General features: G+C 44.2%; 22 protein-coding genes. 15 read left to right on the top strand and 7 right to left on the bottom strand.

The genetic code is table 11. The annotated features are described in order from the left end of the window. Positions 1–18 precede the first annotated feature (18 nt). Positions 19–753 (bottom strand): RNA methyltransferase, encoded by a 735-nt coding sequence (locus EXT48_RS01925; protein ID WP_205992050.1) that lies wholly within the window; start codon positions 751–753, stop codon positions 19–21. Positions 754–880: 127 nt separating this feature from the next. On the opposite strand from EXT48_RS01925, the gene EXT48_RS01920 reads away from it, so the two are divergent. Next, on the top strand, positions 881–1,177 hold the full coding sequence (locus EXT48_RS01920; protein WP_010378819.1) for a hypothetical protein: 297 nt from the start codon (positions 881–883) through the stop codon (positions 1,175–1,177). Between the two features lie 32 nt (positions 1,178–1,209). Here the strand turns inward: EXT48_RS01920 and gpsA are convergent, their stop codons facing one another. The 4 genes from gpsA to EXT48_RS01900 form a co-directional block, all read right to left on the bottom strand. Beyond that, positions 1,210–2,217 (bottom strand): NAD(P)H-dependent glycerol-3-phosphate dehydrogenase, encoded by a 1,008-nt coding sequence (gpsA, locus tag EXT48_RS01915; RefSeq protein WP_010607583.1) that lies wholly within the window; start codon positions 2,215–2,217, stop codon positions 1,210–1,212. Between the two features lie 3 nt (positions 2,218–2,220). Then, positions 2,221–2,709 carry a protein-export chaperone SecB gene (gene secB, locus EXT48_RS01910; RefSeq protein WP_010607582.1) on the bottom strand — a complete coding sequence of 163 codons (489 nt, stop codon included), beginning with the start codon at positions 2,707–2,709 and terminating at the stop codon, positions 2,221–2,223. Between the two features lie 84 nt (positions 2,710–2,793). Beyond that, positions 2,794–3,051 carry a glutaredoxin 3 gene (gene grxC / locus EXT48_RS01905; RefSeq protein ID WP_069022190.1) on the bottom strand — a complete coding sequence of 86 codons (258 nt, stop codon included), beginning with the start codon at positions 3,049–3,051 and terminating at the stop codon, positions 2,794–2,796. A 12-nt stretch (positions 3,052–3,063) separates the two neighbouring features. Continuing rightward, entirely contained in the window at positions 3,064–3,495 is a 432-nt protein-coding gene (locus EXT48_RS01900; protein ID WP_069022180.1) for a rhodanese-like domain-containing protein, read from the bottom strand. A 277-nt stretch (positions 3,496–3,772) separates the two neighbouring features. Between EXT48_RS01900 and gpmM the strand changes: the two genes are divergently transcribed. From gpmM to EXT48_RS01875, 5 genes are all read left to right on the top strand, one after another. Continuing rightward, a complete protein-coding gene (gpmM, locus tag EXT48_RS01895) occupies positions 3,773–5,314 on the top strand; it encodes a 2,3-bisphosphoglycerate-independent phosphoglycerate mutase (protein ID WP_010607579.1) in 1,542 nt (513 codons plus the stop codon). Between the two features lie 12 nt (positions 5,315–5,326). Then, the gene (locus tag EXT48_RS01890) at positions 5,327–6,472 is read left to right on the top strand and encodes a murein hydrolase activator EnvC (protein ID WP_069022178.1); all 1,146 of its coding nucleotides are present in this window, start codon (positions 5,327–5,329) and stop codon (positions 6,470–6,472) included. A 38-nt stretch (positions 6,473–6,510) separates the two neighbouring features. Beyond that, complete coding sequence (locus EXT48_RS01885) at positions 6,511–7,722, top strand: S41 family peptidase (protein WP_069022176.1); 1,212 nt, start codon at positions 6,511–6,513, stop codon at positions 7,720–7,722. 81 nt (positions 7,723–7,803) lie between these two features. Next, positions 7,804–8,547 carry a divergent polysaccharide deacetylase family protein gene (locus EXT48_RS01880; RefSeq protein ID WP_045990310.1) on the top strand — a complete coding sequence of 248 codons (744 nt, stop codon included), beginning with the start codon at positions 7,804–7,806 and terminating at the stop codon, positions 8,545–8,547. 9 nt (positions 8,548–8,556) lie between these two features. Then, positions 8,557–9,030: a GNAT family N-acetyltransferase gene (locus EXT48_RS01875; RefSeq protein WP_130163427.1), complete on the top strand. Its 474-nt coding sequence runs from the start codon at positions 8,557–8,559 to the stop codon at positions 9,028–9,030. A gap of 21 nt (positions 9,031–9,051) precedes the next feature. Here the strand turns inward: EXT48_RS01875 and EXT48_RS01870 are convergent, their stop codons facing one another. Beyond that, a complete protein-coding gene (locus EXT48_RS01870; RefSeq protein WP_130163426.1) occupies positions 9,052–9,705 on the bottom strand; it encodes a DUF2987 domain-containing protein in 654 nt (217 codons plus the stop codon). Between the two features lie 137 nt (positions 9,706–9,842). Here EXT48_RS01870 and EXT48_RS01865 point away from each other — a divergent pair, with 137 nt between their 5' ends. After that, a complete protein-coding gene (locus EXT48_RS01865; protein WP_010378791.1) occupies positions 9,843–10,262 on the top strand; it encodes an HPP family protein in 420 nt (139 codons plus the stop codon). Between the two features lie 53 nt (positions 10,263–10,315). On the opposite strand, the gene pepB is transcribed toward EXT48_RS01865, so the two are convergent. Continuing rightward, positions 10,316–11,611, bottom strand: coding sequence for an aminopeptidase PepB (pepB, locus tag EXT48_RS01860; protein WP_010378789.1), 1,296 nt, complete (start codon positions 11,609–11,611; stop codon positions 10,316–10,318). 76 nt (positions 11,612–11,687) lie between these two features. Here pepB and sfsA point away from each other — a divergent pair, with 76 nt between their 5' ends. From sfsA to EXT48_RS01820, 8 genes are all read left to right on the top strand, one after another. Further along, positions 11,688–12,407, top strand: a complete 720-nt coding sequence (gene sfsA / locus EXT48_RS01855; protein ID WP_039491458.1) for a DNA/RNA nuclease SfsA — start codon at positions 11,688–11,690, stop codon at positions 12,405–12,407. 174 nt (positions 12,408–12,581) lie between these two features. After that, on the top strand, positions 12,582–13,025 hold the full coding sequence (gene dksA / locus EXT48_RS01850) for an RNA polymerase-binding protein DksA (protein ID WP_039491461.1): 444 nt from the start codon (positions 12,582–12,584) through the stop codon (positions 13,023–13,025). Positions 13,026–13,035: 10 nt separating this feature from the next. After that, positions 13,036–13,983, top strand: a complete 948-nt coding sequence (gluQRS, locus tag EXT48_RS01845) for a tRNA glutamyl-Q(34) synthetase GluQRS (RefSeq protein ID WP_130125783.1) — start codon at positions 13,036–13,038, stop codon at positions 13,981–13,983. A 173-nt stretch (positions 13,984–14,156) separates the two neighbouring features. Beyond that, on the top strand, positions 14,157–15,473 hold the full coding sequence (gene pcnB / locus EXT48_RS01840) for a polynucleotide adenylyltransferase PcnB (protein WP_029215927.1): 1,317 nt from the start codon (positions 14,157–14,159) through the stop codon (positions 15,471–15,473). After that, positions 15,474–15,956, top strand: coding sequence for a 2-amino-4-hydroxy-6-hydroxymethyldihydropteridine diphosphokinase (gene folK, locus EXT48_RS01835; RefSeq protein ID WP_130163425.1), 483 nt, complete (start codon positions 15,474–15,476; stop codon positions 15,954–15,956). 20 nt (positions 15,957–15,976) lie between these two features. Further along, entirely contained in the window at positions 15,977–16,771 is a 795-nt protein-coding gene (gene panB / locus EXT48_RS01830) for a 3-methyl-2-oxobutanoate hydroxymethyltransferase (protein ID WP_017216568.1), read from the top strand. Between the two features lie 85 nt (positions 16,772–16,856). Then, the gene (panC, locus tag EXT48_RS01825) at positions 16,857–17,705 is read left to right on the top strand and encodes a pantoate--beta-alanine ligase (RefSeq protein WP_130163424.1); all 849 of its coding nucleotides are present in this window, start codon (positions 16,857–16,859) and stop codon (positions 17,703–17,705) included. Between the two features lie 9 nt (positions 17,706–17,714). Further along, positions 17,715–17,945, top strand: coding sequence for a hypothetical protein (locus tag EXT48_RS01820; RefSeq protein ID WP_039491465.1), 231 nt, complete (start codon positions 17,715–17,717; stop codon positions 17,943–17,945). Positions 17,946–18,132 lie beyond the last annotated feature (187 nt).

The raw sequence follows: 18,132 nt of genomic DNA, 5'->3' as shown, positions 1-18,132 counted from the left end.
ATTAGTAAGATCTATGAGTTAGCAATGACAGCGTTTGATATTATCCAAAATGATCCCGGTAGCCATCGCTACATTCAATGATTCAGCACCACCGAACGCAGGAATAGTCACCTTTTTATTGATGTGCGCCGCGATGGTATCGCTAATACCATGAGACTCGCTGCCCATGACCAACACGGCATTACGACTAAATTGGCACTGATGCACACTCTCACCACCAAGGAATGCACCATAGCACTCACCTTGATATTGCTTTAAAAAGGCCTCGAGATCGGTTCTCACCACATTAACACGCACAAATGAGCCCATGGTGGCACTGATCACTTTAGGGTTAAATTGATCGGCGCAGTTTTCGCTCACCACAAGCTGCGTTAATCCATACCAATCAGCAAGACGAATAATGGTACCGAGATTACCCGGGTCTGAGACTCCATCTAATGCCAACACCAGCCCAGCAGTATTGATTTCTTCTGCTGGCGGCATTGCAACGACCGCTATCGCCGCATTATTTGATACCAAAGTACTCACCTTACTCAGCACATCTTCTTCTGCTTCTACACAGGCAATATTAACGAGTTTGGATTTATACTTTGTCATGAACTCACTGGTCGCGAACAGCTGTTCAACAGCCAACCCAGCATCAACTAACTCAATCACATTCTTCTCACCTTGTACTAAATACAGGCCATGTTGTTTGCGATATTTTTTTTGCCCTAAAGCACGAAGTAGTTTTTGTTGATTCTTGGAGATCATGTGCACCTCAAAAGTTGGATTTACCATTATACCTGTTCAGTATCAGATAAAAAGCGTTTCCACGAGGCATTAAGCTAAGAAATTATGTTATCTTGTGCCGAATGACACACAAGGCATAGAGGTAATCATGTCACCTGAGCTAACGCTTATTTTACTCAACTTTATTCTACTTTTTGTGGCCTACGTATTCGTTTACCCAAAGTTGAAAGAGAAAAGTCTCGCCAGTATCAGCAAACAAGATTTATTGGTTACTGCGGTTTCTTTAGTCGTGTCTGGAAGTTTGTACTATGGTAAGGATATCGAATTTTCGTTAGTGTTTTTTAAGAGTAATTGGGTGGTGTTTACGATTGTCGCATTTAGCGTGATTGAAATCCCATTTTTACTGTGGTTTAAACGTCGCTATAACATTAAGTTTGGAGAGTAATAGAGAGGTAGCTACGCCTCTCTATTCGATTATCACTCAGCTCGCTTTTCGCGACCAAGCAACGCCATTGCGGCTTCTTTCACATCTTTTTGCTCATAAAGCACTTGATAGATCTGCTCAGTGATCGGCATTTCAATACCAGTGCGTTTAGCAAGTAAATAAACTTCTTTGGTATTGCGATAGCCTTCGACCACCTGACCTATACTCGACATCGCCTCATCGACCGACTTTCCCGAGCCAAGTGCAAGACCAAAACGGCGATTACGCGACTGGTTATCCGTACAAGTGAGAATGAGATCACCAAGCCCTGCCATACCCATAAAGGTTTCAGAGCGCGCGCCTAACGCACATCCTAAACGACAAAGTTCAGCGAGTCCTCGGGTGATAAGCGCCGTTCTGGCATTCGCACCAAAACCAAAGCCGTCAGACATGCCCGCGCCAATTGCGATAACGTTTTTGACCGCACCACCGAGCTGAATACCAATAAAGTCTTCGTTGCTATACACCCTAAACGAGCGACCGCAATGCAACAGCTCTGCGAGCTCTTCACGAAACTTTGCACAAATCGAAGACACTGAAATAGCAGTAGGTAATCCTGCGGCCATTTCTTTTGCAAAAGTAGGTCCACTTAGCACCGCCAGCGGCACATCATCACCTAACACATCCAATGCAACCTCTTGCAATAATCGCCCAGTATTTGGTTCAAGCCCCTTGGTTGCCCAAGCTACTTTTGCATTCTCAAGTAGCATAGGTTTAATCTTCTTCAAGGTGTCTGCAAACGCATGACTTGGCACAACCACCAAAATACGCTCGCTAGACTTAACAGCCGTTTCTAAATCGGCCTCAAGTTCAAGCGTGTTTGGAAACTGGATGTCAGGAAGATAACGTTGGTTTTTGCGCTCAGCTGCTAGCGCCTCAACGTGTTCGCTATTGCGGCCCCACAGTGTCACTTGGTGACCATTTCGGGCAAAACAAATAGCAAGGGCGGTGCCATAAGACCCCGCCCCCAATACAGTTACAGCTGATTTTGCTGTACTCATCAATTATGCGTCAGCAGTTTGCTCAGGCTGTGCTTGAGCCGCACGTTGCTGCATATACTGAGCGAATAATGCGTCAAAGTTAACTGGCGCAAGGTTTAACTGTGGGAAAGTACCACGGTTAACTAGGCTAGCTACCGCTTCACGCGCATATGGGAATAGGATGTTAGGGCAGAATGCGCCTAGCATGTGTGCCATTTGCATTTCTTCAAGATCTGCAATTGCAAAGATACCAGCTTGTTGGATTTCACATAGGAATGCAGTTTCTTCACCAATAGTTGCCGTTACCGTTAGCGCTAGAACAACTTCAAAAACGTTGTCATCAAGCTTTGCTGAACGTGTGTCCATGTCTAGCTTAACTTCTGGTGTCCACTCTTTTTGGAAGATACCTGGTGAGTTTGGCGTTTCAAACGATACATCTTTAGTATAGATACGTTGAATGTTGAACTGAGCGCCTTCTTGTTGTTGTTCTGCTGCTTGGTTTTGTTCTGCCATGATAATTTCCTAAATTCTGTTGTGATCCTGCTAATTCTTAGCAGTCATTATAAAAAAGTAAGCTGAGCCAAAGCTCAATCAATCTTATGCTTGTAATAGCTTATCGAGTTCGCCTGTCGCTTCAAGCGCCATCATATCGTCGCAACCACCAATATGGCGCTCAGCGATAAAGATTTGTGGCACAGTATAGCCACCGTTGGCTTTTTCGATCATCTCGTCACGAAGCTCAGGCTGTGCGCCAATATCATACTCAGTGTATGTGACACCTTTTGCATCTAATAGTGCTTTTGCACGATGACAAAAAGGACAATAGTCTTTGGTGTAAATTACGACTTGGCTCATCATAGACCTCAGTTATTTTCCGTTAGAGATTGGTAAACCCGCACTTTGCCATGCGCCAATACCACCTGATAATACGTACACTTGCTCGAATCCAGCTTTGTACATGTTATCAGCAACAGCAGATGCCGTCATACCTGTGTTACAGACCAATATAATGGGCTTAGATTTATGTTTTTCAAGACCAGCAAAATCTTTTTGCTTGAGTTTTTCCGCATTCACCTGCTCAGCACCTGCAATGTGACCTTGATTAAACTCTTTTGCTGCACGCATATCGAGTACCTGACCATCTTGGCGGTTAACAAGCATAGTCAACTGCTGGGGATTAATTTGTCTAATTTTAGAAAACTGACTCTTAAACCAACTACTCACTAACATCGCGGCTAACACAACCCAAATGATGCTAAGTACCGGATGGTTACCTAAAAACGCAACGTATTGTTCCATTAATTTATCAACCAAAAATTATTAAACGATAAAGTGGCAGCAAGTATACCTGCTTTATTCTCGACAAAACAGACTTGTTCAACATGAGCAAATATCAATCTCAAAGTTGATAATTCATCACTGTGGGGCTGAATATTCATACAAAAACAGGTATTCTACTTACCAGCAACCAGAGCAAGCTTATCGCAGCGCTGCAGCCCAAGTTAGTAAATCTAACCTTGTAGCGTTTGCTATAAGACATCAACATCGTGCCTAATTCAGGATTTCAGGAGCGCAAATGACAGCTAAGAAAAAGCCATTGGTATTAATGATTTTAGACGGTTGGGGCTATCGCGAAGAAAGCGAGAGCAATGCTATTTTAGCAGCCAATACCCCAGTATTAGATGAACTATGGCGCTCTGCTCCGCACACCTTGATTTCAGGTTCAGGCCTTGATGTTGGTCTACCGGATGGACAAATGGGGAATTCCGAAGTTGGCCACGTTAACCTCGGTGCAGGACGTGTGGTTTATCAAGACTTCACGCGGATCACTAAGGCGATTGACGATGGTGAGTTTGAGCACAACCCAGCTCTGGTTGAGAATATCGACAAAGCCGTGGCAAAGGGCAAAGCCGTTCACCTAATGGGATTATTGAGCCCAGGAGGCGTTCACAGCCATGAAGACCACATTGTTGCAGCAATTAAATTAGCAGCTGAGCGCGGTGCAACCGTTTATTTGCACGCATTTTTGGATGGCCGCGATACACCACCTCGTAGCGCACAAGCGTCAATTGAGAAAATGGAAGCCTTGATGCAGTCACTCAATTGTGGCCGCCTAGCGTCTATTATTGGCCGCTACTATGCTATGGACCGTGACAATCGTTGGGACCGCGTCGAGTCGGCTTATAACCTGATGGTAAGTGGCGACGCTGATTTTACTTATAGTAATGGTGTTGAAGCGCTACAAGCAGCTTACGCGCGTGATGAAAATGATGAGTTTGTTAAAGCATCTGTGATCACCGAAGCTGGGCAACCCGCTGCAACTATCAATGATGGTGATACAGTTATCTTTATGAACTTCCGTGCAGACCGAGCGCGCCAGATGACCCGTGCTTTTGTCGATGCTGACTTTAACGGCTTCGAAAAACGCAAAGCACCGGACCTAAGTGCGTTTGTTATGATGACTGAGTACGCTGCCGATATTAAAGCCCCTATCGCTTTCGCGCCTGAAGCACTTGTCAATGTGTTAGGTGAATGGCTAGCTAAGCACAACAAAACTCAGCTGCGTATTTCAGAAACGGAAAAATATGCCCATGTCACTTTCTTCTTTAGCGGCGGTCGCGAAGATCTCTTTGAAGGTGAAAAACGTGAGCTTATTCCTTCTCCACAAGTCGCCACTTACGACTTGCAGCCAGAGATGAACTCGGAAATGCTAACGGATAAGTTAGTTGAAGCCATTCATAGCGGTGAATTTGACGTCATTATCTGTAACTACCCGAATGGTGATATGGTTGGACACTCAGGTGTATTCGAAGCCGCAGTTAAAGCATGTGAAGCCGTTGATAAGTGTATCGGTCGTGTGGTTGCAGCGTTAGAAGAAACCGGTGGTGAAGCTCTGATCACAGCAGACCACGGCAATGCTGAGCAAATGCAAAACCCGAAAACGGGCCAAGCTCACACAGCACACACTAGTGAGCCTGTACCATTTATTTATGTAGGTCGTGATGCAGAGCCACAAGCAGGAAAAGCCCTAAGCGATGTTGCACCAACAATGCTGCATTTACTTGGTATGGAGCAGCCTAGCGAGATGACAGGCACTCCAATTATGCGTTTAAAATAACGGCCTGCCTGTATGCCGTTAAAAACGACATTTCACTATGCCGCACTTCTCGGTGCGGCGCTACTTATGGCAACAGCGGGCGCTGTTGCCAACGAATCTAGAACCAAACAAGACTTAAGCGAAGTTCAGCAACAGCTTAAAGCGAGCCAACAAGCATTAGAAAAGCAGCGCGGTGAAATTAACAGTCACGAAGCAAAGCTCAAAGCCTTCGAACTTGATATTGCCAAAAGTGCCAAAGCTATCTCACTCACAGAAATCGGGATCAAAGAAAACCAAACTGAGCAGGCCGAACTTAAAAAGCAAGAAATCACGCTGTTAAACGACAAGAAAAAATTTGAAAAGATCCTTGCGGCTCAACTAAAAAGTGCCTACATGACGGGCTCTCATGATTATTCTAGAATGTTACTTAATCAAGAGCATGCAACAAAGCTAGAGCGCACCATTGCCTATTATGATTACCTAAATAAAGCGCGCATTAAACAACTCGAACAGCTCAAATCTATCGGCCAAGAATTGGCACAGACTCAAGCTGAGTTAGCAAGAACACAAGCACGCTTAGAAGCGCTACAAAACCATCAGAATGAACGCTTAGAAGCGCTCAATAAGGCGCAGCAAGAACGTCAAAACCAGCTTGCAAACCTAAATAACAAACTCAGTGAAACACGCTCTGCTATCGCTTATTTAAAAGAAAATGAGCAAACCTTAATCCAAACGTTAGAAGAGCTTGCCAAAGCGCAAAGAGAAGCCGAAGTACGCTTGGATGGACTAACCAAACTAAAAGGCAAAATGAGTTTACCGACCAGAGGTCGAATTAAGTATAAATTCGGCCAAAGCAAGCATGCTGGCATGAACTGGAAGGGCGTCCTCATTGGCGCAAAAGAAGGGGCTGAAATTGCGAGTGTCGCTCCCGGTCAAGTCGTGTATGCAGATTGGTTAAATGGCTTTGGCTGGGTTATTGTGCTCGATCATGGTCATGGTTTTATGAGTCTATATGGCCACGCACAAACGCTGCTTCGCGATGTTGGCGATCAAGTTCGCAGTGGTGAAGTGATCGCATTGGTAGGACAAAGCGGCGGACAAAGAGATCCTGGTCTATACTTTGAAATACGGCATAAGGGAAGCGCTGTAGATCCGATAAAATGGTGCAGATCCAGTTAACTGAATAACCCGTGCTGCACCTTGATGAGGAGCAGCACATGAATAGACAAATCCGTTTTTACGCGCTTGCAGCGCGCTATGTTGCATTATTAAGCTTCCTGCTTTTGTTAAGTTTTAGCGCTTTTAGTCACGCGTCTACACAAAAGTTCTCGGCTCAAGAAATCGATGAAATCCTGTATCATATTCACACCTATTATGTTGAAGACTTACCTCTCAGTCGCTACAACGCAGGCAACTTGTCGAGCCTCTTTGACAATTTAGACCCCTACTCTAAATACCTCAACGAGGAAGACTTGGAATCCATCTTCAGTGCAGCAAATGGACGCTACACGGGGCTTGGTATTGAAGTCGAAGAGCAAGATAATTACGTGGTTATTTTGGATACCCTGCCCAATTCACCAGCAGCCCAAGCAGGCATAGAGAGCGGTGATAAACTCCACGCAATCAATGGCGCTAATGTCGCGGGTAAATCGATAGAAGAAGTGTCTGCCCTACTCAAAGCTGCAAATAAAAACCTCATCAATTTAGTAGTATTAAGACAAGACGAGCTGGTTGCACTTGAGCTTAAACGTCAAGAGATAGTTATTGAAAGTGTCGCTAGTAAACTCTTAAACGACGGTACCGGTTTTTTAAGCGTCAACAGTTTTAATCATCACACCTATCACGATGTTGCAAGACACATAAACCGACTACAAGTACAGTTAGGCAGTCCATTGAAAAAGCTGGTTATTGATTTACGTGACAACCCCGGCGGCACACTTAACAGTGCCGTGGCAATCTCAGATCTTTTTTTAGATAGTGGCACAATCGTCACGACCAAAGGCCGCTTCTATGACGCCAATCAGGCTTACATTGCAAAGCGGGGAGATATTTTAAATGGTGCGCCTATTTTGGTATTAATCAACAATAATTCCGCTTCAGCGGCCGAGATTTTAGCCGCCGCACTCAAGGATAATAAACGTGCCTTAGTCGTTGGCTTACGTTCCTATGGTAAAGGCTCGGTTCAGTCCTTGATCCCAATTGGCAATGGTACTACTGCATTAAAGTTAACGACAGCGAGATACTACACACCAGCAGGTACATCAATTGAAGGTAAAGGCATAGAGCCCGATGTATATTTTACCAAACAAGCGCTTTCCCTGTTGGATAAAAGCGCTATAATCACTGGTGAAGAATCAATCAAAACAACAGGTATTGAGCAGCTAGCATCGCATTGGCCTAAGGCGCTGGCGTTAGTTCAATCACAGTAAATAAAAAACAGCCCTGTAGGGCTGTAAACTATAATAATAATTTGTGTGCTAAAAAAAATAATCGGGATAATACTGGCCTGCATGACTTTTGCAGTGCCAGCAAAACAGTTTGCCATTGTTATAGACGACATTGGCAATCACCAACGTGACTTAGAGTTACTGTCTTTGCCGGGTGGGATCACCTTTTCGATCCTGCCCCATACGCCTTTTTCTCAACAATTTGCCTTTGCAGCCAGCCGCCAACAACGCGAGCTTTTGTTACATGTGCCAATGCAGGCACAAGACACGGAAAAGGCCCTTGGCCCGGGCGCATTAACCACCGATATGGAAAAGTGGCAGTTGCAAATGACACTTGGCAATGCGCTATCGACACTACCTCAAGTTAAAGGCGTAAACAATCACATGGGCTCAGCATTAACCGAACAAATAGAGCCAATGAAATGGACAATGGAAATACTAAAAAAGCGCGGATTATACTTTTTAGATAGCCGCACCACTAGCCACAGCCAAGCCCAATATGCAGCCAACCTTTATGGCGTAAAAAACGTAGCTCGGCAGGTCTTTCTAGACAATGATATATCCACCGAGGCGCTCAACAAGCAGTGGCAACATATGCTTAAGCTACTTGATAATCACGAGCATGTTATTATCATTGCACACCCATATAAAGAAACCGCCGCCTTTCTTGCAGCCAAGTTAGCTGAGCTTGAAAGTATTGATGCCAAACTTGTTCCCGTGTCTCAACTGGTTGAACAAAAATACGTACGACTTGCAGAGATTGCTGAGCAACACGCTATTTCCGGGCAATTAAGGCTCCAAGAATAAAGATTAACAATGATTATCATCAGACAATTTCAAAGCGGCGAAGAAGCCGTGTTACGCAAGCTTATGTTTGACACAATACGCTCGGTAAATATACAGCATTACTCCAATAGCCAAGTTAATGCATGGGCACATAGCGACGTTGTCGATAAAAGCTGGCAAGACCGATTAAGGAGCAATCAACCCCTCGTCGCCGTGCTAAATGGTAAAATTGTTGGCTTTGCCGATATCCAAGCTGACGGTCTTATTGATCACTTTTTTTGCCATGCAGAACATCAAGGCCAAGGCATAGGTAAAGCACTTATGCTCGCACTCTTAGAACACAGCAAAATAACCAACACAACGCGCTTATTTTCCCATGTTAGTAAAACGGCTAAACCTTTCTTTGAACATTTTGGTTTCCAAGTGATAAAGGAACAACAAGTGAAGGTTCGAGGCGAAGTGTTAACTAACTATCTGATGGAAAAGCATATGCCCGCCCGCTAGCAGGCATACGGACTATCTCCCCTAGTCAATGGGCGCAAACTGCGTTGGTAAGGCACTAAATTGCAAAGATGGGTTTTGCTTCATCCACTTTTTCTTATTCGGGATTTGGATCTTAAACTCATCATCCGTCACAAACTTTTGAGTTTTACCCTTCTCATCCACAAACTGAATTGATGCAGGTTCGGTAAATGTAAACTCTAGTTCATCAAAGCTTGGAGCAAGCCAAGACAAGCTACCTGCCATCAACTCAACAAAAGCGTCCATATCCTCTAAAAGGATAAACAAATCGCGATACATAACCCGCAGCTTAGTCAGCGGCGCTATATCCGTATTGACCATAATCGCAACAGCATCTTTTTCTTGATTGATCACTAAATTAACTTTATCAGCACGTGACTGCGGGAGAATAGGTAGGTCAATATTGCCGTCTTTATCTATGATACCATCAGCAATGATCTTGCCATCTTGCTCCAGCCATAGCTTAATATCCTCTAGCGCGATATCAGGCTGCTTCACTTCCACTGTAAATTTAGACAAGATATATTGCGACTGCGCTTTGTTGGCGATTAAATCTAGAATTTGATTAATCTCACCATATTCAACACTTCGCTCAGCGGCGAAAACAGAGTTGCAAAGTAAGCTCGCAACAGCACCTAACATCAGTAACTTTTTCATTGGGTTATCCTTTCTTATTGTTATCTTCATAAGAGGAGTCCTTCGAGAAATAGTTCAAAACTTGATCTCAATTCCATACATGCCAAATAGATCAGGCTAAACTCAACATAAGCATATGGAGTGAAAAGGAGTAGCAGATGACCCAAACCGTAGCTGATTTAATGACCCCAGATCCGTTCGCAGTGATTGCTGAAAATACCTTGCAAGATGCGCACAATTTAATGAAAGAAAAAAATGTTCGTCACATTCCTGTGATTGACGAAGCTGGAGCCTTAGTTGGTATGCTCACGCAAAAAATTATGATCGCAAAGGTAATGGGAATAATGGCAACCTATGGCGCAAATGCGCTTGCCAGAAAAGAAAAGCAAACAAAAGTACAAGATATTATGGCGACCGATTTTGCGAGCGTGCGCCCAAGTCAATCACTACAAGATGTGGTGCGCTTTTTTGTCGATAATCGCCATGGCTGTATGCCTGTGGTAGACGAGCAAAACAAACTGGTTGGAATACTAACATCATCAGACTTTGTGCGGCTCGCTGCTGCACTTTTGTCTTAAACGTGGTAATAAACCGAGTGTATTCCGCGGAATACACCCGGCAATCAGCATGATTACGCTTTTTCTTGGAGCGTTCTCGCTACGGTTCTCATACCTAACGTCGTTGCACCCGCAGCCCATTGACCACTAGCGCTATTTTGGAAAGAAGCTGCAAGGTCGATATGCACCCAACCTTGACCTTCATTTGGCACAAAGCGAGATAGGAAACCCGCTGCATTTGATGCACCACCAAAGCCGCCACCTTTTTGTGCTCGGCTGTTAGCTGTATCCGCATAAGGCGATGGACAGTTATTTTGGTGCCACTTTTCTAGAGGTAATGGCCACGCGGCTTCAAATTCGTCACTCGCGAACTGCTGCACATCACCGACAAGTGTTTTGTCTAAACCAAATAACGCATTGTACTCTTGTCCTACAGCAACGAGCGCTGCGCCCGTTAATGTCGCGGCATCAATAATAAGCTCTGCGCCTGTTTCACCGGCAGCCATCAAGCCATCAGCAAGCACTAAGCGACCCTCTGCATCGGTATTTACGATTTCCACTGTGGTACCATTTTTGTAGGTAAGAATATCACCTAACTTATAGGCATGGCCTGAGATAAGGTTTTCAGCACAACATAGGAACAACTTAACACGACGGTCAAAACCACGTTGAATAGCCAGCGCTAAACCAGCCGTTACGGTTGCCGCACCACCCATATCACACTTCATCGTAAGCATGCCTTCGCTTGGCTTAATCGAGTACCCACCTGAGTCAAACGTGATCCCTTTACCCACAAGCGCAGCGCTAACTGGAGCGTCATCATTACCCGTCGGATTGTAGTCAAGCTCAAGCAATACTGGTGGACGCTCACTGCCGCGTCCCACTTCGTGGATACCAATCCATTGCTGCTCTAACAGCGCGTCGCCTTTAATGATTTGATAGCTAACATGCTCAGGTGCCAATGACTGAATAAACTCAGCCGCTTTTCCAGCAAGGCTTTCAGGATAAATGTCTTCGGCCGTGCCGTTGATCATCTGACGCATCCATGTTGCCGATGCTTTTAATGCATCAAGCTCTTTTAGATCTGACTGGTCGTTGTCAACAAACACCACACCATCTAACGCTTTTGGTGACACAAACCCTTGATAAAAAGCCCATTGAGATTCAGTACACCACAAGTCACCTTCTAGATGAACTTGTTTAATCCCTTGTTGTGCGATGCTACGAGCCGCTTTTTGAATATTCTTCAGCGTTTCGTCTTGTTGTAAATGGATAAAAGCACCGTCCTTTTCAAACGACAATGCAGCACCAGCAGATAAATACTCTGGTTTTGCGTCTTCACTCAGTCGTACAATAAATTTCTCTGACATTCTCTTTTCACTCTTGTGCTTGTAAGTGTGGTTAAGTGTACACTAGCCACTAAATACACCCAACCTAAAGCGACCAATGAAGTTTTCTAGGCAATTACAGCAAGCAACCTTGCTCAAACGATATAAACGCTTTCTTGTCGACTTACGCGCCCCAAGTGGTGACGAATTCACCGTACACTGCGCCAATACGGGTAGAATGACCAACTGTGCAGACCCGGGATTTACAGCCTATTATTCCACCAGCGATAACCCTAAACGAAAGTACATTCATTCGTTGGAGCTGACGCAAGATAATGATGGTCATTTTATTTGTGTAAATACAGCGGTGGCTAATAAAGTATCTGTTGAGGCCATAGAGCAAGGAAGAATAACGCAACTGCAAGGCTACAAAACACTTCAAACTGAGGTGAAATACGGGGCTGAAAATAGCCGAATTGATATTTTGTTGAGCAACCTCGAAAATGGACAATCCTCGCAATTCTGCTACGTTGAAGTAAAGTCGGTGACTTTGCTTGAGCAACAGCAAGGTTTTTTCCCTGATGCAGAAACCTTAAGAGGTCAAAAACATCTTAGAGAATTAATCCACATAAAACAGCAAGGTCATCGTGCGGTGTTACTGTTTGCCGCGCTCCATACAGGGATCAATTGTGTCAAACCAGCCAGTCATATCGATCAAAAATATGCAGCGTTAGTAAAAGAAGCAATTTCTCATGGAGTAGAAATCATTGCTTATCGAGCGCATATTGACGACAACCAAGTACAATTAATTGAAGAAATTCCTTTTGATTACGCTTGACTTTTTTCATGCTGCCCACATATAGCCGTGATAGTTTTCTCCCCCAAATAGTTAAACATTGAAAAAAGTGGCTGACATTTGCAGTAAAAAAGTGTTTGCTAAGGGGTAAAGATTTTGCTATTTATACCCGCCGGCGAAAGCTGGGGTTATGTATTAAGGATTTAGGAGAATGGTATGCCAGACCAGAAAAAACTAGGGTTATTGGCTCAAGCCGGTGTAGAACCTTATCAAGAAAAGCCAGGCGAAGAATACATGAATGAAGCACAACGTGCTCATTTCAAAGCGATATTAGAAGCATGGCGTGCCGATCTACGTAATGAAGTAGACCGAACTAAGACACACATGCAAGACGAAGCGGCAAACTTTCCTGATCCTGTGGACCGTGCAGCGCAAGAAGAAGAGTTTTCTCTTGAACTGCGTACTCGCGACCGCGAGCGTAAGCTAATCAAGAAAATTGAGAAAACACTTCAACTTATCGAAGATGATGATTTCGGCTATTGTGAGTCGTGCGGTATTGAAATCGGCATTCGCCGTTTAGAAGCGCGTCCAACAGCTGATCTTTGTGTTGATTGTAAATCTCTCGCAGAAATCAAAGAAAAACAACAAGGCAGAGGATAATCTCAGCCCTGTGTCCCCAAGCTTAAAGCAAACTGGGAGCTATCGCGGTCGATTTGCTCCCTCGCCTTCCGGACCGCTTCATTTCGGCTCTCTTGTGGCCGCCCTGAGTAGCTATCTAGATGCAAAAGTCAATCAAGGTAAATGGCTCGTTCGCATCGAAGATATAGACACACCGCGTGTAGTTGCGGGTGCTGCCGACAATATATTAACCACTCTTGAAGCATATGGCCTTTACTGGGATGAAGACGTTGTCTATCAATCGCAGCGCCATGCCCTATACCAAGCCTATTTGACGACACTAAAATCAGACTCCCTTATGTATGCGTGTCAATGTACTAGAAAGCAAATTAAAGCAATGGGTGGGTTTTATAACAATCATTGCCGAGCTTTAGCGCTAAGTTGGCAAGATAATGCTTTGCGCCTACAGCAGCGCTGTCCAGTTACTGAATTTAATGATGCAATACAAGGCATGGTTGTCATTCCCCCTGCAATTGCGCATGAAGATTACATCGTTAAACGCCGCGACGGCTTATTTGCTTATCAATTGGTGGTGGTCGTTGACGACATAGAGCAAAAGATTAGTCATATCGTGCGTGGTGCCGATTTGCTAGAACCCACAGCAAGACAAATTAGTTTATTTCGACAACTCAATCAGCCATCACCTGAGTACGCTCACGTACCACTGGCTGTCGCAGAGCCCGGATTTAAGTTATCTAAGCAGAATCATGCTCCAGCTATTGATAACCATAACCCGTTACCAACCCTTTATGCCGCGCTGCGTTATTTGCATGTGCCGGTTGATTCTCTCCATAATTATCAAGACGTTGACGCATTGCTGACTCACGCTATTGATATTTTTAGTCTAGATAGCGTTCCTAAAGTACAGGAAATTCAACTAGACTCTCTAGAAAATGGCGATTTTGCTTTTCGCCCACTGTTTTCAAGTACTTCAATTTAGTCTCATTTGAGTATATGATAGCGAGCCTTAAATGCGACCTGTTTTAAGACAAAAGCAGTGGTTCACAACGACTAGAATAGAAAACTTGATTGCTCAGGAGACGAGTTATTATTTCCAAGCTTGTAAACTTTTGCCGCCAGTTTGTAACTGGAAAAGGCGATGAGACGGTGAAAATGGCCAGCCCGACACCTGCGATAATTCCTCGCAGCGAGCATGGTATATCTCGTAAACAATTTAGCCCTAACGCTATCAAAGTGCTCTATCGCTTAAAAGACGGTGGCTATGATGCCTATCTAGTTGGTGGTTGTATACGCGATATCATGCTAGGAATAGAGCCTAAAGACTTTGATGTCGTTACCAATGCAACACCTGAACAAATCAAAAAGCTCTTCCGTAACTGTCGCTTAATAGGTCGTCGCTTCCGTCTTGCGCACATTGTTTTTGGGCGGGAAATTATTGAAGTTGCCACCATGCGTGGCCACCATCAAAGTGATGACTCTTGTGCCACGACAAGTCAGGCCAGCGAACACGGGCAGCTATTACGCGACAATGTCTACGGCAGTATTGAAGAAGACGCCGAGCGCCGCGACTTTACTATCAATGCGCTATATTATTCGATTAATGACTTTACTTTACGCGACTTTGCCGGCGGTGTTGCTGACATTAAAGCACGTAAAATTGAGCTGATTGGCGATCCTGAAACTCGCTATCGCGAAGATCCGGTACGTATGCTGAGAGCTATCCGCTTTGCAACCAAACTGGATATGGAGATTGCTACCCCGACCCGCACTCCGATTAAAGCACTAGCGCCGTTACTTGGGCATATTCCAGCTGCACGCTTGTTCGAAGAAACGCTAAAGCTATTTTTAAATGGTAAAGCGGAAGAAAACTTTCTTCAGATGCGTGAATACGGCTTGTTTGCACAATTATTCCCGGCGTTAGATAAAATCCTAGCACAGCCTGATAATGACTTTGAACGTCGCTTTATTCAGCAAATGTTTGCCAATACGGATAGCCGTATCAACGCGGATAAAAAAGTAACCCCTGCATTTATCTATGCAGCACTTTTATGGTTCCCGATTTTAGCTAAAAGCGAAGCGCTCGCGGCCGAAGGTATGAATGAATATGATGCCTTTATGCAAGCCATTAATCACGTCCTTGCTGAAAATGCTAAACACGTTGCTGTGCCTAAACGCTTTACTTTAGGTGCCCGAGATATCTGGCATATTCAACAACGCCTAGATAAACGTTCAGGCCAGCGTGCTTACCGCCTAAGCTTGCAGCCGAGATTTAAAGCCGCATATGATTTCCTATTATTGCGTGTTGAAAGTGGTGAGCAAGAGCAAGAAGAACTTGCAGCTTGGTGGACTGACTACCTCAAGAATGATGTCACCGGCCAAAAAGACATGGTGCGCAACTTAGGTAACCAAAGCAAACCTAAGCGTCGTTATAATAGACGTAAGCCAAAAAGAAAACCAAAAGAAGATTAAATGAATATTGCGTACATTGGATTGGGTGCAAACCTATCCGAACCGATGGCACAAATACAGCGAGCACTCGATGTGCTCGCCGCCCATCCAGACCTCTCGCTTGTCCAGCACTCTAGCCTGTATGGCTCAAAACCTATGGGCCCTCAAGATCAACCTGATTATGTGAATGCCGTAGCAAAACTAGCGACATCATTAACAGCACCATCTTTACTCGATATGTTGCAACAAATAGAGCTTGAACATGGTCGTGTACGCAAAGCTGAACGCTGGGGACCGCGCACGCTCGATTTAGATATTCTGCTTTTTAATACCGACACCATTAACAGTGATAGACTTACGGTGCCACATTACGGCTTGAAAGAAAGAGAATTTGTCGTCTATCCACTATTAGAGATAGCGCCAGAGCTCAAATTACCTGATGGCACTGAGCTTAGCTCTTTAACACAAAAGTTACCACTTAACGGATTAGCAATCCTCAAATAAACCAATCCAAGGGGTTTACCATGGCAAAAATTTCCGTCTCAACACTTGCCAAAATGAAGCGTGAAGGAACAAAAATAACAGCCCTCACCGCATACGATGCAAGTTTTGCAAAGTTATTTCACGACAATGGCGTAGATGTCATCTTAGTGGGTGATTCTCTGGGTATGGTTTTACAAGGTGGTGAAGACACTTTAGCCGTTACCACGGATGACATTGCCTATCACACCCGTTGTGTAAGAGCTGGTAGTAAAGAGCTATTCGTTATCGCCGATATGCCTTTTATGAGCTATTCAGATCCACAGTCAGCCTGTCAGAATGCAGCTACCTTGATGCGCTCTGGTGCTAATATGGTTAAGCTTGAAGGTGGTGAATGGCTTTACGACAGCATTGCACTGCTTACTCAGCAAGGGATCCCAGTTTGTGGTCATTTAGGTTTAACACCACAATCAGTGCACGTGTTTGGTGGCTTTAAAATTCAAGGTCGTGAAGAAGCACAAGCGCAAAAGATGATAGCCGATGCACAAGCGTTAGAACGTGCTGGTGCTCAAATGATTGTGATTGAATGTGTGCCTTCAGCACTGGCTAAACGTATTACCGACGCCGTGGCAATTCCGGTCATTGGTATTGGCGCAGGTAAAGAGACCGATGGCCAAATTTTGGTTATGCATGACTTGGTCGGTATTTCTGCAGGCTATATTCCTAAGTTTTCGAAGAACTTCCTGCTCGAAACTGGCAACATGCCAGATGCGGTGAAAAAGTTTTGTGCAGACGTGCAATCAGGTGACTTCCCAGGGCCTGATCACGAATTTAATTAAATTTGCGATGAGCGATGCTTATCGCTGAGTCTGATCCAAGCGTTTTGTTTGGGTTGGTATTGTTATTATTGAGTTAGAGTACAACATGCAATCAGTTACTGAGATTAAATCGTTACGAAGCCAGACTAAAGCTTGGCGCCAACAAGGGTTGAGCATTGCCTTCGTACCAACGATGGGCAACCTTCACCGTGGTCATTTTTCCTTAGTAGAAAAAGCGAAAACCCTAGCGGATAAAGTCGTTGTCAGTATCTTTGTAAACCCAATGCAATTTGGTGCGAACGAAGACCTCGACAGCTACCCACGTACGCTTGAGCAAGACAAGCAAGGCCTTGCAGAACTAGAAACCGATATTGTATTTACGCCTACCGTTGAGACCATATATCCTAACGGCCTAAATGCGCAGAGTTTTGTTGATGTGCCGGGAGTATCTGAAGGACACTGTGGTGGTACACGCCCTGGACACTTTCGTGGCGTTGCAACGGTTGTCACTAAACTGTTTAACTTAGTGCAACCTGATTTTGCCTGCTTTGGTGAAAAAGACTTTCAACAATTACAGGTCATCAAAACAATGGTGAAAGACTTGTCTATTCCTGTTGAAGTGATTGGTGTTGCGACTCAAAGAGAAGTTTCTGGACTGGCGATGAGCTCACGTAATGGTTACCTCTCTGAATCTGAAAAAGATACTGCTAAAGTACTTTTTCAAGCGCTAAAAGCAGCAGCTGGCGCTATAGAGAATGGCGAAAAAGACTTTTCGAAGGTAACAAAAAATGCAACAGAAATGCTGCATAATGCGGGTTTAAAGTTGGATTATTTTAACATTTGTCAAAAAGATAGCTTGAAACCTGCTACACTCGAAGATAATCAACTCGTCATTCTTGCCGCAGCTTTTCTTGGCAAAGTCAGACTGATTGATAATATTCAAGTCACAGTCTAAGGAATAATAATGAAAATTGCGTTCGCCTTATTAGTATTTTCTACCACCCTATTGGGGTGCAGTAACTCTATCTCACCTGAGTTGAATCAGTGTGCACAGCAGAACTATCAATGCGAACGCAGCTGTGAGATGCAAAACACACCAGAGACAATGTCTTTACAGATATGCACTGATAAATGTATTGAGCAGTATAATGCCTGCAAAGTACAGGCTGAAAAAATTACCGAGAGCAAACGATAGTTTGCTCTTTTTGGCAAAAAAATTCCCTTAATATTCTTTTAAATACAAGCACTTTCTAATTCCCGCCGTTATTTTTTATTCACCTTTTTAGAATATTTTGCGATACAATAAACTGGTCTGATGAGATAGACATACAACACCAACTTAACTTGGCTCAAGACTTGGTTTCTTAAACAATGCAAGCAGT

Origin of the sequence: Pseudoalteromonas sp. CO348 (assembly GCF_004208845.1) — a bacterium.
Classification (GTDB): Bacteria; Pseudomonadota; Gammaproteobacteria; order Enterobacterales; family Alteromonadaceae; genus Pseudoalteromonas; species Pseudoalteromonas maricaloris.
This window is presented reverse-complemented; position numbering and strand designations above follow the sequence as displayed.

Coding starts and splice junctions, on each gene's coding strand:
- EXT48_RS01925 (WP_205992050.1), bottom strand. CDS start 753: ATGATCTCCAAGAATCAACAAAAACTACTTCGTGCTTTAGGGCAAAAA.
- EXT48_RS01820 (WP_039491465.1), top strand. CDS start 17,715: ATGAAAATTGCGTTCGCCTTATTAGTATTTTCTACCACCCTATTGGGG.
- panC (WP_130163424.1), top strand. CDS start 16,857: ATGCAATCAGTTACTGAGATTAAATCGTTACGAAGCCAGACTAAAGCT.
- sfsA (WP_039491458.1), top strand. CDS start 11,688: ATGAAGTTTTCTAGGCAATTACAGCAAGCAACCTTGCTCAAACGATAT.
- EXT48_RS01920 (WP_010378819.1), top strand. CDS start 881: ATGTCACCTGAGCTAACGCTTATTTTACTCAACTTTATTCTACTTTTT.
- gpmM (WP_010607579.1), top strand. CDS start 3,773: ATGACAGCTAAGAAAAAGCCATTGGTATTAATGATTTTAGACGGTTGG.
- EXT48_RS01900 (WP_069022180.1), bottom strand. CDS start 3,495: ATGGAACAATACGTTGCGTTTTTAGGTAACCATCCGGTACTTAGCATC.
- EXT48_RS01885 (WP_069022176.1), top strand. CDS start 6,511: ATGAATAGACAAATCCGTTTTTACGCGCTTGCAGCGCGCTATGTTGCA.
- EXT48_RS01875 (WP_130163427.1), top strand. CDS start 8,557: ATGATTATCATCAGACAATTTCAAAGCGGCGAAGAAGCCGTGTTACGC.
- pcnB (WP_029215927.1), top strand. CDS start 14,157: ATGGCCAGCCCGACACCTGCGATAATTCCTCGCAGCGAGCATGGTATA.
- panB (WP_017216568.1), top strand. CDS start 15,977: ATGGCAAAAATTTCCGTCTCAACACTTGCCAAAATGAAGCGTGAAGGA.
- EXT48_RS01870 (WP_130163426.1), bottom strand. CDS start 9,705: ATGAAAAAGTTACTGATGTTAGGTGCTGTTGCGAGCTTACTTTGCAAC.
- EXT48_RS01880 (WP_045990310.1), top strand. CDS start 7,804: ATGACTTTTGCAGTGCCAGCAAAACAGTTTGCCATTGTTATAGACGAC.
- gpsA (WP_010607583.1), bottom strand. CDS start 2,217: ATGAGTACAGCAAAATCAGCTGTAACTGTATTGGGGGCGGGGTCTTAT.
- pepB (WP_010378789.1), bottom strand. CDS start 11,611: ATGTCAGAGAAATTTATTGTACGACTGAGTGAAGACGCAAAACCAGAG.
- secB (WP_010607582.1), bottom strand. CDS start 2,709: ATGGCAGAACAAAACCAAGCAGCAGAACAACAACAAGAAGGCGCTCAG.
- EXT48_RS01865 (WP_010378791.1), top strand. CDS start 9,843: ATGACCCAAACCGTAGCTGATTTAATGACCCCAGATCCGTTCGCAGTG.
- EXT48_RS01890 (WP_069022178.1), top strand. CDS start 5,327: ATGCCGTTAAAAACGACATTTCACTATGCCGCACTTCTCGGTGCGGCG.
- grxC (WP_069022190.1), bottom strand. CDS start 3,051: ATGAGCCAAGTCGTAATTTACACCAAAGACTATTGTCCTTTTTGTCAT.
- dksA (WP_039491461.1), top strand. CDS start 12,582: ATGCCAGACCAGAAAAAACTAGGGTTATTGGCTCAAGCCGGTGTAGAA.
- folK (WP_130163425.1), top strand. CDS start 15,474: ATGAATATTGCGTACATTGGATTGGGTGCAAACCTATCCGAACCGATG.